The sequence below is a fragment of the Mesorhizobium sp. M6A.T.Ce.TU.016.01.1.1 genome (assembly GCF_003997065.1).
GTDB classification, from domain to species: Bacteria; Pseudomonadota; Alphaproteobacteria; order Rhizobiales; family Rhizobiaceae; genus Mesorhizobium; species Mesorhizobium mediterraneum.
Genome location: NZ_RZTJ01000004.1, coordinates 253559 through 270780 on the forward strand (window position 1 = coordinate 253559; position 17222 = coordinate 270780).

Annotated in this window: 16 protein-coding genes; 5 read left to right on the forward strand and 11 right to left on the reverse strand. The window is 63.2% G+C overall.

The features are described from left to right. Window positions 1-181: 181 nt before the first annotated feature. The 5 genes from EOC94_RS09930 to EOC94_RS09950 are packed head-to-tail and all read left to right on the forward strand — an operon-like array spanning window position 182 to window position 5464. The gene (locus EOC94_RS09930) at window positions 182-1774 is read left to right on the forward strand and encodes an ABC transporter substrate-binding protein (RefSeq protein WP_095482978.1); all 1593 of its coding nucleotides are present in this window, start codon (window positions 182-184) and stop codon (window positions 1772-1774) included. 58 nt (window positions 1775-1832) lie between these two features. Continuing rightward, the gene (locus tag EOC94_RS09935; RefSeq protein WP_126103814.1) at window positions 1833-2840 is read left to right on the forward strand and encodes an ABC transporter permease subunit; all 1008 of its coding nucleotides are present in this window, start codon (window positions 1833-1835) and stop codon (window positions 2838-2840) included. Window position 2841: 1 nt separating this feature from the next. After that, a complete protein-coding gene (locus EOC94_RS09940; RefSeq protein WP_095482976.1) occupies window positions 2842-3759 on the forward strand; it encodes an ABC transporter permease subunit in 918 nt (305 codons plus the stop codon). A gap of 2 nt (window positions 3760-3761) precedes the next feature. After that, a complete protein-coding gene (locus tag EOC94_RS09945) occupies window positions 3762-4637 on the forward strand; it encodes an ABC transporter ATP-binding protein (RefSeq protein WP_095482975.1) in 876 nt (291 codons plus the stop codon). Beyond that, window positions 4634-5464 carry a dipeptide ABC transporter ATP-binding protein gene (locus tag EOC94_RS09950; RefSeq protein WP_095482974.1) on the forward strand — a complete coding sequence of 277 codons (831 nt, stop codon included), beginning with the start codon at window positions 4634-4636 and terminating at the stop codon, window positions 5462-5464. The genes EOC94_RS09945 and EOC94_RS09950 overlap by 4 nt, the downstream gene beginning before the upstream one ends. A gap of 38 nt (window positions 5465-5502) precedes the next feature. Here EOC94_RS09950 and EOC94_RS09955 read toward each other — a convergent pair whose 3' ends face one another. The 11 genes from EOC94_RS09955 to EOC94_RS10010 form a co-directional block, all read right to left on the reverse strand. Then, window positions 5503-6783, reverse strand: coding sequence for a cysteine desulfurase-like protein (locus tag EOC94_RS09955; RefSeq protein WP_127290147.1), 1281 nt, complete (start codon window positions 6781-6783; stop codon window positions 5503-5505). Window positions 6784-6849: 66 nt separating this feature from the next. After that, window positions 6850-7524, reverse strand: coding sequence for an amino acid ABC transporter permease (locus EOC94_RS09960; RefSeq protein ID WP_095482972.1), 675 nt, complete (start codon window positions 7522-7524; stop codon window positions 6850-6852). 190 nt (window positions 7525-7714) lie between these two features. After that, window positions 7715-8512 (reverse strand): ABC transporter substrate-binding protein, encoded by a 798-nt coding sequence (locus tag EOC94_RS09965; RefSeq protein WP_095482971.1) that lies wholly within the window; start codon window positions 8510-8512, stop codon window positions 7715-7717. Between the two features lie 100 nt (window positions 8513-8612). Then, a complete protein-coding gene (locus EOC94_RS09970; RefSeq protein ID WP_127290149.1) occupies window positions 8613-9752 on the reverse strand; it encodes an aminotransferase class V-fold PLP-dependent enzyme in 1140 nt (379 codons plus the stop codon). Window positions 9753-9921: 169 nt separating this feature from the next. Beyond that, entirely contained in the window at window positions 9922-10650 is a 729-nt protein-coding gene (locus EOC94_RS09975; RefSeq protein WP_127290151.1) for a GntR family transcriptional regulator, read from the reverse strand. 359 nt (window positions 10651-11009) lie between these two features. Further along, a complete protein-coding gene (locus EOC94_RS09980) occupies window positions 11010-11405 on the reverse strand; it encodes a RidA family protein (protein ID WP_126103810.1) in 396 nt (131 codons plus the stop codon). An 86-nt stretch (window positions 11406-11491) separates the two neighbouring features. After that, on the reverse strand, window positions 11492-12640 hold the full coding sequence (locus EOC94_RS09985; protein WP_127290153.1) for an acyl-CoA dehydrogenase family protein: 1149 nt from the start codon (window positions 12638-12640) through the stop codon (window positions 11492-11494). 237 nt (window positions 12641-12877) lie between these two features. Continuing rightward, window positions 12878-13690 carry an enoyl-CoA hydratase family protein gene (locus EOC94_RS09995; protein ID WP_127290157.1) on the reverse strand — a complete coding sequence of 271 codons (813 nt, stop codon included), beginning with the start codon at window positions 13688-13690 and terminating at the stop codon, window positions 12878-12880. After that, entirely contained in the window at window positions 13687-14157 is a 471-nt protein-coding gene (locus tag EOC94_RS10000; RefSeq protein ID WP_127290159.1) for a MarR family transcriptional regulator, read from the reverse strand. Before EOC94_RS10000 ends, EOC94_RS09995 begins: the two co-directional genes overlap by 4 nt. Next, complete coding sequence (locus EOC94_RS10005; protein ID WP_127290161.1) at window positions 14151-14924, reverse strand: SDR family NAD(P)-dependent oxidoreductase; 774 nt, start codon at window positions 14922-14924, stop codon at window positions 14151-14153. Before EOC94_RS10005 ends, EOC94_RS10000 begins: the two co-directional genes overlap by 7 nt. Then, entirely contained in the window at window positions 14921-17215 is a 2295-nt protein-coding gene (locus tag EOC94_RS10010) for a bifunctional salicylyl-CoA 5-hydroxylase/oxidoreductase (protein ID WP_127290163.1), read from the reverse strand. Before EOC94_RS10010 ends, EOC94_RS10005 begins: the two co-directional genes overlap by 4 nt. Window positions 17216-17222 lie beyond the last annotated feature (7 nt).

Below are 17222 nucleotides of genomic sequence, written 5' to 3' on the forward strand. Positions count from 1 at the left end.
GTTAATAATACCGTGATCGGCTGAAATTGACATTTAATTCTCGCTTTTTATGAAAGTGAAGAATTAAATTCTGCTTCCCATGGGGTAAGCAAACGGGGTGTTCCAAAGCCGGAAAAACGATGCTTATATGCGCGCTTCGCGAGCCTGAAGAGGGGCTTGGAAGAACATCAGGGAGTCCTCCATGAAAAAGAAACTGACTTTTGCGGCCGCGTTGCTGGCCGCAAGCGTCCTCGGCGGCATGGCCAATGCGAAGCAATTGGTCTACTGCTCGGAGGCGTCGCCGGCCGGCTTCGACCCATCGCCGTGGAGCGGTGGCAACGACTTCGACGCGTCGTCGCGCACTATCTATTCGCGCCTGGTCGAGTTCGAACACGGCAAGACCACCATCGCGCCCGGCCTCGCCGAGAGCTGGACGGTTTCCGACGACGGTCTCGAATACACGTTCAAGCTTCGGCCCGGCGTGAAGTTCCAGACCACCGACTATTTCACGCCGACGCGCGACCTCAATGCCGACGACGTGATCTTCTCCTTCGAACGCCAGTGGAAGAAGGAAAGCCCGTGGTTCAGCTATCTGGAAGGCACCGGCTGGGAATATTTCACCGGCATGGGCTTCCCGGATCTTCTCAAGGAAATCGTCAAGGTTGACGACCTGACGGTGAAGTTCGTGCTGAACAAGCCTGAAGTCGCTTTCCTGCCGGACCTCGGCATGGATTTCGCATCGATCGTCTCCAAGGAATATGCCGACCAGCTCGACAAGGCCGGCACCAGGCAGCAATTCACCCAGAAGCCGATCGGCACCGGTCCGTTCCAGTTCGTCGACTACCAGGTCGATGCGGTCGTGCGCTATGCGGCATGGGACGGCTATTATGGCGGCCGCCAGAAGATCGACGATTTGATCTTCGCCATCACGACCGATCCGGCCGTGCGCGCGCAGAAGCTGAAGGCAGGCGAATGCGATATCATGTCGTACCCGGCGCCGGCCGACATCGCCGGCCTGCAGGCTGACCCAAACCTCAAGGTCGACGAGCAGGAAGGCCTGAACATCGGCTACATGGCCTACAACACCACGCTGCCGCCCTTCGACAAGGTCGAGGTCCGCAAGGCCCTCAACATGGCCGTCAACAAGCAGGCCATTCTCGATGCGGTCTATCAGGGCGCTGGCCAGGCGGCCATCAACCCGATCCCGCCGACGATGTGGTCCTATAACAAGGACATCAAGGACGATCCGTACGATCCGGACGCGGCCAAAAAGATGCTGGCCGACGCCGGCGTCAAGGATCTCTCGATGAAGATCTGGGCAATGCCGGTCAGCCGCCCGTACAATCCGAACGCTCAAAGAGTCGCGGAACTGATCCAGGCCGACTACGCCAAGATCGGCGTCAAGGCCGAGATCGTCAGCTACGAATGGACCGAGTATCGCGAACGCGGCAAGCAGAAGGATCGTGACGGCGCCTTCCAGCTCGGCTGGACCGGCGACAATGGCGATCCGGACAACTTCCTGTTCCTGCTCGGCTGCGATGCCATCGGCCAGTCCAACTATGCGATCTGGTGCAACCAGGAGTTCGAAGCCCTGTTGCAGAAGGGCAAGGCGACCACTGATGTCGCCGAGCGCACCAAGATCTACGAGGAGGCTCAGGTCGTGTTCAAGCGTGAGGCGCCGTGGCTGACCATTGCCCATTCCAAGGTCTTCATGCCGATGAACAAGAAGGTTTCGGGCTTCGTCATGGATCCGCTCGGCATTCATCGGTTTGACGGCGTCGACGTCACCGAGTAACTCCTGAGAAATTGGACGGCGGCGCTGGACTTCCGGCGCCGCCGTTCTATGAAGTAAGATGCTCCGCTATCTCCTCCACAAGCTCGCCCTAATCATCCCGACCGTGTTCGGCATATCGCTGGCGGCGTTCGCTTTCGTCCGGCTTCTGCCGGGCGACCCGATCATGGCCCTGGCAGGCGAGCGTGGCGTCAGCCCCGAACGCTACGCGGAGCTTGTCGAGCGGTTTGGCTATAACAGGCCTTATGTCATCCAGTATCTGGAGTATATCGGCAGGGTCCTGACCGGCGACTTCGGCATATCGATCGCCACCAAGCGGCCGGTGCTCGGTGAATTCCAGGCGCTGTTTCCCGCCACGCTGGAACTGGCGACGATCGCGCTGATCATCGCCGTGCTCATAGGCATCCCCGCCGGCATCTTCGCCGCGGTCAAGCGCGGATCATGGTTCGACCAGGCGACGATGGGCGTGGCGCTGACCGGCTATTCGATGCCGATCTTTTGGTGGGGGCTGCTGCTCATCATATTCTTCTCCGGCTATCTCGGCTGGACACCGGTTTCCGGCCGCATTGGCCTTCAATATTTCTTCAAGCCGACAACGGGGTTCATGCTGATCGACAGCCTGATCTCCGGCAAGAGCGGCGCTTTCAGGTCCGCCGCCAGTCATCTGGTCCTGCCGGCGATCGTGCTGGCGACGATTCCACTCGCCGTCATAGCGCGCCAGACGCGGTCGGCGATGCTGGAGGTGCTGGGCGAGGACTATGTCCGCACCGCCCGCGCCAAGGGCCTGGCGCCGCGCCGCGTCATCGGGCTCCACGCTTTTCGCAACGCGCTGATCCCTGTCGTCACCACCATCGGCCTGCAGGTCGGCACGCTGATGGCCGGCGCCATCCTGACCGAAACGATCTTTTCCTGGCCCGGCATCGGCAAGTGGATGATCGACGCGATCGCCAAGCGCGACTATGTCGTCGTCCAGAGCGGCTTGCTGATCATCGCGCTGATCGTCATGGCAGTGAACCTGATCGTCGACGTGCTCTACGCCGTCATCAACCCACGTATCCGGGTGCAGTGAGATGACCGACCAAACCACGGCAGAAGCCACCGCCGCCTCCATTCCGACCGGCGGTCGGCAACGTGCCTTCACCGAGTTCTGGCATTACTACTCGATGAACACCGGCGCCGTCATCGGCCTGGTCGTGTTCTCGGCTCTGGTGCTGATCGCGATTTTCGCGCCGCTGGTCGCGCCGCATTCGCCTGACGAGCAGTTTCGCGATGCGCTGCTGACGCCGCCGGTCTGGCAGGAGGGCGGCAAATCGATGTTTCTTCTGGGCACCGACGCTGTTGGCCGCGACATGCTTTCGCGGCTGATTTTCGGGGCGCGGTTCTCGCTGTTCATCGGTCTGGTCGTCGTGGTTTTCTCGCTGACCAGCGGCATCATCCTCGGCGTGCTCGCCGGCTATTTCCGCGGCTGGGTCGATACGCTGATCATGCGCGTCATGGACGTCATTCTGGCCTTCCCGTCGCTGCTTCTTGCTCTGGTTCTGGTGGCGATCCTCGGACCTGGCCTGTTCAACGCCATGCTGGCGATCGCGCTGGTGCTGCAGCCGCATTTCGCGCGGCTCACGCGCGCGGCGGTAATGGCCGAAAAGAACCGTGAATATGTGATCTCCGCCAAGGTGGCCGGTGCCAGTCATCTCAGGCTGATGGTGAAGACGATCTTGCCGAACTGCATGGCACCGCTGATCGTGCAGGCGACGCTGTCCTTCTCCAACGCCATTCTCGAGGCCGCGGCTCTCGGCTTCCTCGGCGTCGGCGCGCAGCCGCCGACCCCGGAATGGGGCACGATGCTGGCCACGGCACGCGAGTTCATCCTGCGCGCGCCATGGGTGGTGACCTTCCCCGGCCTCGCCATCCTCATTACCGTGCTTGCCATCAACCTGATCGGCGATGGCCTGCGCGATGCCTTCGACCCCAAGCTGAAGAGGTCGTGATCATGCCTCTTCTCGAAATCAAGAACCTTACGGTCTCTTTCGATACTGCCGCCGGACCGTTCATGGCGGTGCAAGGCATCGACCTGTCGATCGAGCCGCGCGAGGTGTTGGCGATCGTCGGTGAATCCGGCTCCGGCAAATCGGTGGCGATGTTGGCGGTGATGGGGCTTTTGCCGAATACGGCGACGGTGAAGGCCGACCGCATGGCGTTCGACGGTATCGACCTGCTTGAGCTCAGTCCGTCCGAGCGCCGCAAGATCGTCGGCAAGGACATCTCGATGATCTTCCAGGAGCCGATCGCCAGTCTCAATCCATGCTTCACCGCCGGCTTCCAGATCGAGGAGGTGCTGCGCTTCCATATGGGCATGGACCGCGCCCAGCGCCGGGCCCGCGCCATCGAGCTGATGAAGCTGGTCGGCATTGCCGATCCGGAAGAGCGGCTGAATTCGTTCCCGCACCAGATGTCGGGCGGCCAGTGCCAGCGGGTCATGATCGCCATCGCCATCGCCTGCAATCCGAAGCTGTTGATCGCCGACGAGCCGACCACCGCGCTCGACGTCACCATCCAGAAGCAGATCCTTGACCTCTTGGTCGGTCTGCAGGCCAAATACGGCATGGGCCTGATCATGATCACCCACAATATGGGCGTGGTGGCCGAGACCGCCGACCGCGTGATCGTCCAGTACAAGGGCCGCAAGATGGAAGAGGCCGACGTTCTGTCGCTATTCGAGCAGCCGAAGAGCAACTATACCCGCGCGCTCCTGTCGGCGCTGCCGGAGAACGCCGTCGGCGACCGGCTGCCGACCATTTCCGACATGCTGTTTGAACCAGCCCCCTCGGCTGCGGGAACCGGGTCTGCAACGGGAGCCGCGTCATGAGCGTGACGGTTCTCGAAGGCAAGAACATCGTGCGCGACTATCATGTCGGGGGCGGCCTGTTTCGTCCCTCGCGCACGGTTCACGCGGTCAAGGGCGTCTCGTTCAGCGTCGACAAGGGCAAGACGCTCGCCATCGTCGGCGAAAGCGGCTGCGGCAAGTCAACGCTCGCTCGCATCATCACGCTGATCGATCCGGCCACGGCGGGTGAGCTCTTCATCGACGGCAAAAAGGTCGATATCGCCAAGGATGGGCTGTCGAAGGAGATGCGCCGCAAGGTGCAGATCGTCTTCCAGAACCCGTACGGTTCGCTCAATCCGCGCCAGAAGATCGGCGACGTGCTGGGCGAGCCGCTGCTCATCAACACCGACACGCCGGCCAACGAACGGCGCGATCTCGCCATGAGGATGCTGAAGAAGGTCGGCCTCGGACCGGAGCATTACAACCGTTACCCGCACATGTTCTCGGGCGGCCAGCGCCAGCGCATCGCCATTGCCCGCGCGCTGATGCTCAATCCGAGCCTTTTGGTGCTCGACGAGCCGGTGTCGGCGCTCGATCTGTCGGTGCAGGCGCAGGTGCTCAACCTGCTCGCCGACCTGCAGGACGAGTTCAAGCTTACCTATGTCTTCATCAGCCACGACCTGTCGGTGGTGCGCTACATCGCCGACGACGTGATGGTCATGTATTACGGCGAGGCCGTCGAATACGGCTCGCGCGACGAGGTCTTTGCCGACCCCAAGCACAGCTACACCAAGACGCTGTTCGCCGCCACGCCGCGCGCCGACGTCGCCAGCATCAAGGCGCGGCTGGCGAAGAAGAAGGCTGCCTGACGCCGCAATCGCGGCACCCCAGCGTATTTCGACGCCGATCAGGACAGCCGGGCGATGACGACGCGCAACACCTCGCCGAAGCGCCGGACTTCCTCGACAGTGTTGTAATGGACCAGCGAGGCGCGGATGGCGCCGCTGTCCATGCTGAGGTTCAGGCGCTTCATCAGCCGCGGCGCATACATGTGACCGTCGCGGATGCCGATCTGCATCTCGGCCATGGCCTCGACGATCATTTGCGGCGACAGCGTGCCGATGTTGAAGCAGAAGGTCGGCACGCGCTCGTTGAGGCGGGCTTCGTCGGCGACGCCATAGATCGTCGCGCCGCAATCCTTGAGCACGCCGAGCATTTCGCGCGCCAGCATCAGCTCATAGTCGCGGATGGCGTTCATGCCGGCGACGAGGTTGTCACGCCGCGACCGGTTGTTCGCTGGCGCAAAATTGCGGCCGATCGATTCGAGATAGCGCACCGCGGCATCCATGCCGGAGACGTTCTCGTAAATGAAGGTGCCGGCCTCGACCTTGTAGGGCGGCTCGTCGGGAATGAAATCCTCGCGGAAAGTCGGCAGCCGCCTCAGCGTCTCGAAGCGGCCCCACAGGAAGCCCATATGCGGCGAGAAATTCTTGTAGCCGGAGCAGACCAGATAGTCGCAATCCCAGGCCTGCACGTCGATCAGCCCGTGCGGCCCGTAATGCACGCAGTCGAGGAACACTTCGGCACCCGCCGCATGCGCAATATCAGCCACTGAAGCGACATCGACGATCGAGCCGATCGAATGGGCCGTCACCGTGCAGGCGACGAGCCGGGTGCGGTCGGAGACCAGCGGGCGCAAATCGTCGACATGGAGATTACCGTCGTCACGCATCCGCCACCATTTGAATTTCGCGCCGGCCGACTCCAGCGCCAGCCAGGTGGCGATGTTGGCGTCATGGTCCATGTCGGTGATGACGATCTCGTCACGCTCCTGAAGCATCTGGCCGATGCCGAGACTGACGAGGCGGATGAACGAGGTGGCGTTCATGCCGAAACAGATTTCCGCAGGACTATAGGCATTGATCAGCAGCGCCACGCTTTCACGCGCGTCGGCGATCGCTTGATCGACTGCGACGCTGCGGCCGTAGCGGCCGCCACGCTGCACATTATGCGCGACCAGATGGTTGGTCACCGCGTCGAGCACGCTTTGCGGGATCTGCGCACCGGCGGCATTGTCCATGAAGATGAAGTCGCCGGCCTGCCGCAGGGCTGGAAACATGGCGCGGATCGTGTCGACCGGGAAGGCTGCGGAGACGTCGCTCGCATTGTGGATCTGATGCTTGTTCAAGATGGTCTCCTGCGAAGTGCCTGACAGATGGGGGAGCGAGAATTGACAGATGGGAAACTGGCGACGTCAGCGGGTCTTTTCGGTTTTGAAGCGACGTTCCAGCAGGCTGACGAGACGGACCATCGGCCAGAGAAAGAGGAGATAGACCAGTGCCGCGCCGATCAGAGGCGAGGGGTTGGCGTAGAGCGACTGCGCGTTGGTCGCTTCCTTCAGTAGTTCGGGCAGCGCCACGGTGGAGGCGAGCGACGTATCCTTGAACATCGAAACGCAGTTGCTGGTCATCGGCGGAATGACCACACGGATCGCTTGCGGCAGCACCACCTTGCGCAAGGTCAGTAAAAACGGCAGGCCGAGTGCCTGCGCCGCCTCGAACTGGCCGCGCGGAATGCTTTCTATGCCGGAACGGAACACTTCGGCCGAATAGGCCGCCATGATGATGGCGAATGCCGTCACCGCGGAGGTCCAGGACGACAGGCGTATGCCGAGGAACGGCAGCGCATAGTAGATCAGGATCAGCACGACCAGCACCGGCATCGCCCGGAAAATATCGATATAGCCGACCGCCAACAGCCGCAGCGGCTTTGGCGCGTAGAGCCGCATCAGACTGATCGCCAGGCCGACGGGGATACCGATGCCGATGCTCAACAGCCCGAGCAGCAGTGTGTTCAGAAAGCCGCGCAGCAACGCCGGCAGGCTGGAGATCATGACATCGGCGTTGAAGAAGGTTTCGATCAGCGACATGGGGAGCATTCCCGAAAGATTTGGCGTCCCGCGACGCTAAAGCATGACTCCGAAACCCCGAAATCGGCTTCGGAGCGGATCATGCGTGAAAGAAGGGCTACGGCGCCCGTTGCGCGTCCAGCAGGGGCGCAACGCTATCCCATGAAATTGTGCCGGCGTGGAAAGCCGGCACAATTTCAGCGGCTGCCGCTCAGGCCTTCGGCATCGGCATTTCCTTGACGGTCGAAGAATCGGCGGGTGCATCGCTGCCGAACCACTTCTTGTGGATCGCGGCCAGCGTGCCGTCCTTCTTCATCGCGGTCAGCGCGTCGTTCAGCTTGCCGAGCAGCGGGTGATCCTTGGCCATCATCAGGCCGTACTGCTCGCCGGTCTTGATACGCTCTTTCACGGCGAGATCCTTCATCCTAGTGAAGGAGTATTCCAGGCCCGGAATGTCGCTGACCGCGGCGTCGACGCGACCGGCGCTGAGATCGAGCAGCAGGTTCTGCTGCGTGTCGTAACCCTTTACCTCGCTGAACCCGCCGGCCTCCTGGTGCTGCTTGGTCCAGGCTTCCCCGGTCGAGCCGGACAGCACGCCGATGATCTTGCCCTTGAGGTCGGCCTCGGCCTTGATCGGACTGTCGGCCTTGGCGGCGATACCCATGTCGGAATCATAATAGGGCTGCGAGAACGCCTGCGACTTCAGCCGCTCAGGCGTGATCGTGATCGACGAGATGGCGACGTCTATGCGCTTCGACGTGGTGGCGGCGAACAGGGCCTGAAATCCGAGATCGGCAATTTCCGTGGTCATGCCGATGCGCTTGGCCGCCTCGTTGACGATGTCGACTTCAAAACCTTCGAAGGTGCCGCTCTCGTTCTTGTATTCGAAGGGCGGATTGGTCGGATAGGCGCCGACATTCAGCGTCTCTTGGGCATAGGCGGTGGCTGGGCCGGCGGCGATGCCGAAGGCGGCAGCGAGAAGAAGCAGATTACGGCGAGTGAAGCTCATTTTCGTTCCCTCTGGTTCGGCCACTCCCTGTGGCGCTTTTCACTTCCGCCCCTTTCAGCGCCGTATTTTCCGGACACTGCAGGCGAGGCGGCGCCTGAAGTCAGGACGCGCGGCGTTGCCGCGAGCCGATCAACTGTTGCAGACGCTCCAGCAAGGCATTCACCGCGTCGTCCGTGGTGACCATCCCGGGCGACAGCCTGAGCGTCGCGCCGCGCGCGTCGCAGTAAAGTCGCTCACTGCGCAGCGTCGACACTGTCTTCACCGGGTCGACGCCTTGCGGCAAGGTCAGCATGACGCTGCCGCCGCGCCGGTCTGGATCGAGCGGCGAGCGGACCGTCCAGCCATTGTCCAGCACACAGGCGATAATGCGCTCGGCCATGCCGGCGTTCTGCGCGCGGATCGCGTCGACGCCCGTTTCGGCCACCCATTCGAGGCCGGGCAGCGATGCGACGCTGGCCAGGATGGCCGGCGTGCCATGGTCGAAACGGCGTGCATCGTCGGCATAAGTGAAGCTGTCGAGATCCCACGAAAATGGGTTTGGCTGGCTGAACCAGCCGCGAAGCTCAGGCCGGCAGACGGACAGCAGTTCGGGCGTCACCTGCAGGACGCCGGCGCCCGAAGTGCCGCACAGCCATTTCAGCGAGGTCGAGACGACGAAATCGACCGGCGTCTTCGCAATCGAGAAGGGCGTAACGCCGACCCCTTGCGTGATGTCGACACCGACGATGGTGCCCATCTCCCGACCATGCGCGGCGTGCCGCGCCAAGTCGCAGCGATGCGAGGCGGTCGAGGTGACGAAGGTCAGCAAGGCCAGGCCGACATCGTCCTGCCAGCGGGCGATGAAATCCTCGTCGCGCACCCAGCTCTCGCCGGGCCGCAGCGGCACCGTATCGAGCACGAAGTCGAAGCGGTCGGCCAGACCGGCGAGCAGGAAGTGCAGGCTCGGAAAACAATCGGCAGCGACCAGCAGGCGCTTTCCCGCCAGGCGCTCGGACGGCAAAGCACCGATCAGGCTGTAGAGCGCTGACGTGACGTTCTCGGCGGTGGTCAGTGTTCCCTGTGGCGCATCGATCAGCGCGCCCCAGGCATTGATGAAGCGCTGCCGCGCGGCCAGGCCCGCCGGCCACTGGCCGTCATCTTCCGCCGACCAGATGCCCGAGAATTCCGACAGGGCAGCAGCCATGCGCTCCGCCTTGCCGGGAAACGTCCCGATCGAATGGTAGAGAAAATAACCAGACACTGCGTTTTTACTCCCTGTGATCATGTGATCACAAAAGGGAATACGGATCAATCGTTGCCCGCGAAGAAATGCGATTCAATAGCGAAGATCGGGACGATTTTTCCGGCCACGAGCGGTCGCGGGTCGGCACTTTCCGGCGTCGATCTTGCGTTCAACCCGCAGCGAAGATTCAGGAGGCCTTGCCGAATCCAGCGAACTCGACCGGCCTAGTTTCCGGCACGTCGGGGCAGATCGCGCGCAGCGTCTCTTGCGTCGTCCTGATGTCGGCAACCACCTCTTCGCGGGCGCGGGCAAAATCGCGATCTTTCAGTGCTGCGATGATCGCCGTGTGCCGCCCCGACGGCTCCATCGTGCCTGCTCGCATCAAAGGCGCGACATGGTTGGACAGCAGCCGCATATAGGGGCCGAAGCGCAGCCATAGCGTCTCGATCAACTGAAACAGCACGTCGGAGCCGGAGGCACGGTAGATGGTGAAGTGGAACTGCTGGTTCTTGGCGATCAGCTCGTAGATGCTGCCATTGCGCCCGATCGCCTGCTGGTCGGCGGTGATCTTCTCCAATGTGGCTATATCGGAAGCGGTCAGGCGCGGCGCCCCAAGCTCGGCCGCCAGCCCTTCGACGGCGACGCGCGCCCGGCAGAGGTCGTCGAGCCGCGCGCGGGTGACGACCGGCACGCACGCCGAGCCGTTCTGCGATATCTCCAGCGCGTTCTCGGCGGCGAGCCGCCGCAAGGCCTCGCGCACCGGCATGTTCGAGGTACCGAAGGCTTCGGCCAGCGAGGCAATGGTCAGCACCTGGGCCGGATCGAAGCTGCCGACCATCAAGGCATGCCGAAGCTGCTGGTAGACGCCGTCCTGGACGGTCACGCGTCCCGATACAGGTTCAAATCCCAGAGCCACGATTTTTGGTTTCCTTGGGTTTCGACAGAAGCTATGTGCAAACGGCAGGCGATCGGGCCAGCCGGCGCGGATGTGATCATCTGATCACAAATTGCAGATACAGCCAAGCTGTCTGAGTGCACGCTGTACAATCTCTCTCAGCCCCTCTCTTCCGTGAAGAAACTGGGGAGAAGAATGGCGCCAGCGTTGCGGCTCTCCCTTCTCCCCTTGTGGGAGAAGGTGGCCGAGCGAAGCTCGGTCGGATGAGGGGTGTTCCAGCTTGGCATCGACGGCGCTCCGTCCAACACCCCTCAACCGTCTCGGCGCTACGCGCCGATCCACCTTCTCCCACACAAGGGGAGAAGGGAAGCACGCCGGCGTCAGTCCGGGATCACCGCTGTCGCCTGGATTTCCACCTTGGCGCGATCCTCGACCAGCGCCATGACTTGCATGGCGGCCATGGCCGGAAAATGCCGGCCGATGACCTCGCGATAGGCCTCACCGATCCCTTTGAGGTTGGCCAGATACTCGGCCTTATCGGTAAAGTACCAGGTCATCGAGGTGATATGCTCAGGCCTGGCGCCAGCCTCGGCGAGCACGGCGACGATGTTGGCAAGCGTCTGGCGCACCTGGCCGACAAAATCATCGGTTTCGAATTGGCCTTGCCCGTTCCAGCCGACCTGGCCGCCGATGAAGATCAGCTGCCCGCGCGCGGCGACGCCATTGGCGTATCCAACAGGTTTCGCCCAGCCTTCCGGCTGCAAGATGGTGTGCATATCAAGCCTCCCGATACTCAAATCCGGTCGCAATGTTGAAAATTCGAAACCAGTCCAATCCGCTATTTCTCTCCACCAGCTTGGCCTCAGGCCGCTCCCATCACTTGCCTGGCTATGACCACCTTCTGCACGTCGGACGCGCCCTCATAGATGCGCAGCGCGCGGATCTCGCGATACAGGCTTTCGATGATGTGGCCCTTGCGGACGCCATCGCCGCCATGCAGCTGCACGGCCTTGTCGATCACCTCTTGCGCCTTGTCGGTGGCGAACAGCTTGGCCATCGCCGCTTCGCGGGTGACACGGGCGGCCCCCATGTCCTTGGTCCAGGCGGCGCGGTAGACCAGCAGGGCGGCGGCATCGACATCCAGCGCCATGTCGGCGATGTGGCCCTGCACCATCTGCAACTCGGCCATCGCAGCGCCGAACAGTCTGCGCTCGGCCACTCTTTTGATGCTTTCGTCCAGAGCGCGCCGGGCAAAGCCGAGCGCCGCGGCACCGACGGTCGAGCGGAACACGTCGAGCACCGACATGGCGATGCGGAAACCGTCGCCTGGCTTGCCGATCAATGCCGAGGCCGGAACGCGCACATCATCGAAGGACAAGCGCGCCAGCGGATGCGGCGCGATCACCTCCAGCCGCTCGGCGATCGTCAGGCCCTTGGTGACTGCAGGCACGATGAGAGCCGAAAGTCCCTTGGCGCCGGGCGCCTCGCCGGTGCGGGCGAAGACGACGTAGAGATCGGCGATGCCACCATTGGAGATCCAGGTCTTTTCGCCCGACAGCACATAGCTATCGCCGTCGCGCGCGGCCGTCATCTCCATATTGGCGACGTCAGATCCGGAGCGCGGCTCCGACAGCGCGAAGGCCGAAATCGCTTCGCCGGCGCGGGTCTTCGCCAGCCAGCGCTGTTGCTCCGGCGTGCCGAACAGGCTGAGCGCGCCGGTGCCGAGCCCTTGCATGGCGAAGACGAAGTCGGCCAGCCCGTCATGCCGGGCCAGCGTCTCGCGCGTGATGCACAGTGCGCGCACGTCGAGCGGTCCGGGGTTGTCCGTGTCGAGCGCCGTTGGTTTCAGCCAGCCGTCTTGGCCGAGCTTCGCCACCAACTCGCGGCAGGCGGCATCGACATCGTCATGCGCGACCGGCAGGTTTTCCCCGCACCAGGCGTCCAGCTGCTCGGCGAGCGCGCGGTGTCGGTCCTCGAAGAACGGCCAGGCGAGGAAGGACCGGTCAGGCATTTCTGCCTCCGCCGCTCTCCAGACCTTGCGCTCTACGGCGCCCCCCTCTGTCCTGCCGGACATCTCCCCCACGAGGGGGGAGATTGGCTGTCGCGGGCGCTTTCGCCAATTTCCAGCGTTGCAAAAAGAGGCGAGGCAATGGAACTGCCAATCTCTCCCCAAGTGGGGGAGATGTCCGGCAGGACAGAGGGGGGCGCTGTCCCGCCAACCTGTCCGTTTTGATTAAAGAAAACATCCTCAATCCCCCTCGAACACCGGCTTCTGCTTGCCAACAAAAGCCTCATACGCCCGCTTGAAATCGCCGGTCTGCATGCAGATCGCCTGCGCCTGCGCTTCCGCTTCGATCGCCTGGTCGAGGCCCATCGACCATTCCTGGTTCAACTGCGTCTTGGTGATCCCGTGGGCGAAGGTCGGGCCGGAGGCGATGCGCGCGGCCATGTCGAGTGCTTCGGCCTCAAGCGCTGCGGCATCGACCAGCCGATTGAAGAAACCCCAGCGCTCGCCCTCCGCCGCACTCATCGTGCGGCCGGTATAGAGCAGCTCGGCGGCGCGGCCCTGGCCGATGATGCGCGGCAGGATCGCGCAGGCGCCCATGTCGCAGCCGGCAAGGCCGACGCGGGTGAACAGGAAGGCCGTCTTGGCCTCCGGCGTGGCGATGCGGATATCGGAGGCCATGGCGATGATGGCGCCGGCGCCCACCGCCACGCCGTCGACCGCCGTAATGATCGGCTTCCCGCAATTAAGCATCGCCTTGACGAAATCGCCGGTCATGCGGGTGAAGGCGAGCAACTCCTTCATGTCCATCTTGACCAGCGGGCCGATGATGTCGTGAACATCGCCGCCGGAGCAGAAATTGCCGCCATTGGGCAGGAACACCACCGCATCGACATCCTCGGCATAGACGAGGTCGCGAAAGATATCGCGCAGCTCGGCATAGCTTTCGAAGGTCAGCGGGTTCTTGCGCTCCGGCCGGTCGAGCCGGATCTTTGCGATCTTGCCTTCGACCTGCCAGAGGAAATGCTTCGGCTTGCGGCCGGCCATTTTTGTCATTCCCGTCCCTCCCAGTTGCTGCGGAAGGAATTCAGCATGCCGGTCAGCCGGCGCGCCTCGTCCTCGCTCACATTGCCCAGCAGCTCGCCAATCCAGCTTTCATGCGCGGCAGCAATCACACTGAAGGCTTTCGACCCTTCTTCGGTCAACCGCACCATCGAGGTGCGGCGGTCGCCATTGCGTCGGGCGCGGGCGACCAGCCCTTCCGAAACCAGACGGTCGACGATGCCGGTCACATTGCCGTTGGAGACCAGAAGGAAGCGCGACAGGTCGCTCATCAGCATGCCTTCCGGCACGCGGTAGAGCGCCGCCATCACGTCGAAGCGCGGCAGCGTCGTGTTGAACTCCTGCCGCAGGCGCTCGCGCAATTCGGCCTCGATGCTGCGTGAGGCGCGCAACAGCCGCACCCACAGCCGCAGGCGATCCTTGCCGGGTCCGGATGGCGCGGGCAGGGGACCGGCTACCATGTCTCGCCTCCCGAGATCGAGATCGTCTGCCCGGTGATCGAGTGAGCTGCATCGCCGCACAGCCACAGCACCGCGGCTGCAACCTCTTCCGGCTGGATGAAGCGGCCTTGCGGGTTGTTCGAGGCAAGGCTCGTCCTTGCTTCTTCGGCCAAGCGGCCGGTCTTTTCGACGATGCGCTGGATGGATTCCTCGAGCATCTCGGTTTCGATGAAGCCCGGGCAGATGGCGTTGACCGTCATCCCGGATTTGGCGGTCTCGACCGCCAAAGCCCGCATCAGGCCGACAACGCCATGCTTGGCGGCAACGTAAGCGGCGACATACGGATAGCCCTTTAGCCCGGCCGTCGACGCGACGAATATGACACGGCCTGATTTCCGCGCGGCCATGCCGGCCAGCGCCGGTTTCACTGTCAGGAACGCGCCGGTCAGGTTGACGTCGAGCGTGCGCTGCCAGTCCGCGAGCGAGGTCCGCTGTGCCGGCGCGCTGCCGGACATGCCGGCATTGGCGACGACGATGTCGATCGGCCCGCGCGCCGCCTCGGCTTGACTGTAGAGCGACGCCATTGCCGCCTCATTGGTGACGTCGGCGGCGATGCCGAAAATGCGATCGCTTTCCGTGGCGACCTCGGCAAGCGCTGCCTCGCGCCGGCCGCAAATGGTCACGTCGATGCCGGCGCCGGCGAGCGCCAGCGCGATGGCGCGGCCGACACCGGAGCCGCCGCCGGTGACCAGCGCGTGCCGTCCTGTGATCGTCGCGGCGGCACTCATACTTTCAGCCCCGCCGCCGCATCGCGTTCGGCCAGCCGGTAGATCTGGTCGCGGCCCGGCAGATAGGGATCCGGCCATTTGACGCCGCGGTCGCCGAGCGTGACGGCCGCATGCAACGTCCAGTAGGGGTCAGCGAGATGCGGCCTTGCCATCGCGACGAGATCGGCGCGGCCGGCCATCAGGATCGAATTGACATGGTCCGGTTCGTAGATGTTGCCGACCGCCATGGTCGCCATGCCGACCTCATTGCGGATGCGGTCGGAGAACGGCGTCTGGAACATGCGGCCATACACCGGTCTTGCATCGGCCGAGGTCTGGCCGGCCGACACGTCGCAGATGTCGACGCCGGCCTCATGCAGCAGCCGTGCGATCTCGACTGCATCGGCCGGCGTCACGCCTTCGATGCCGACCCAGTCATTGGCCGAGATGCGCATTGAAACAGGTTTTTCGGCGGGCCACGCGGCCCGCACCGCATGGAAGACTTGGAGCGGATAGCGCATGCGGTTTTCGAGCGAGCCGCCATAGGCGTCCGTGCGCCGGTTGGTCAGCGGCGTGATGAAGGAGGACAGGAGATAGCCGTGCGCAGCATGGATTTCGAGCATATCGAAGCCGCAGCGCGCCGCCATCTCGGCCGAAGCGACGAATTGATCGCGCACCCTGTCCATGTCGGCGCGGTCCATCGCCTTCGGCACCTGATTCTCAGGCGACCATGCTATCGCTGATGCCGCCATCACAGGCCAGTTGCCTGATGTCAGTGGCACGTCGGTTCCTTGCCAGCCGAGCCGGGTCGAGCCCTTGGCGCCGGAATGGCCGATCTGCGCGCAGATTTTGGCCTCGGTCTCGGTATGGACGAAATCGACCAGCCGTTTCCAGGCGACCTCATGATCGGGTGCGTAGAACCCGGGGCAGCCAGGCGTGATGCGGCCTTCCGGGCTGACGCAGGTCATCTCGATATAGACGAGGCCGGCGCCGCCCTTCGCCCGTTCGGCATAATGGGCGAAGTGCCAGTCGGTCGGGCAGCCGTCGACGGCCTTGTACTGCGCCATCGGCGAGACGACGATGCGGTTGTGCAGCGTCATGTCGCGCAGCCGGAACGGCGCGAACATCGGCGCGCGACGAAGACTGTTGCCGCCGGCGCCCGCCTGGCGCTGGAACCATTCCTCGGCGCCGGCCAGCCATTCGGCATCGCGCAGCCGCAAATTCTCATGGCTGATGCGCTGCGAGCGGGTCAGCAGCGAATAGTTGAACTGGACCGGGTCGAGGCCGAGATAGCGCTCGACCTCCTCGAACCATTCGAGCGAATTGCGTGCCGCCGACTGCAGCTTCAGCACTTCGGTGCGGCGGGCATCTTCATATTTGCGGAACGCCGCTTCGAGGTCGGGCTCGGAATCGACATAGTCGGCCAGCGCCGCAGCACTTTCCAGCGCCAGCTTGGTGCCGGAGCCGATCGAGAAATGCGCTGATGCCGCCGCGTCGCCCATCAGCGCCAGATTCTTGTAGGACCAGCGTTCGCACAGCACGCGCGGGAAATTGATCCAGGCCGAACCTCTGATATGGTTGGCATTGGTCATCAGCGCGTGGCCGCCGAGATGCTTGGCGAAGATCCGTTCGCAGACGGCGATCGATTCTTGCTGTGACATCGCGCCAAAGCCGAAGCGCTCCCAGGTCTGCTCGTTGCATTCGACGATGAAGGTCGCGGTATCGCTGTCGAACTGGTAGGCATGCGCCCATACCCAGCCATGCTCCGTCTTCTCGAAGACGAAGGTAAAGGCGTCGTCGAACTTCTGCTGCGTGCCGAGCCAGACGAACTTGCATTTGCGGGTGTCGATATCTGGCTTGAACACGTCGACGAAAGCGCCCCGTGCCTTCGAATTCAGGCCGTCGGCGGCGACAACCAGATCGTGGCTCTCCATATAGGATTTGGGGTCGGCGATATCGGTCTCGAAGACCAGCTTCACGCCAAGCTCACGCGCCCGCCGCTGCAGCAAGGTGAGCAACCGCTTGCGGCCGATGCCGCAGAAGCCGTGGCCGGTCGAGACCGTGCGCACGCCGTCATGGATGACGGCGATGTCGTCCCAATAGGCGAAGTGTTTTTTGATCCAGACGGCGCTGACCGGATCATTCCTGGTCAGATTGTCGAGCGTTTCGGCCGACAGCACGACGCCCCAGCCGAATGTGTCGTCGGCGCGGTTGCGCTCGAACACCGTCACCTCATGCGCGGCGTCCCTGAGCTTCATTGAAATGGCAAAGTAGAGGCCGGCTGGTCCGCCGCCGAGAACCGCAACCTTCATTCGTGCG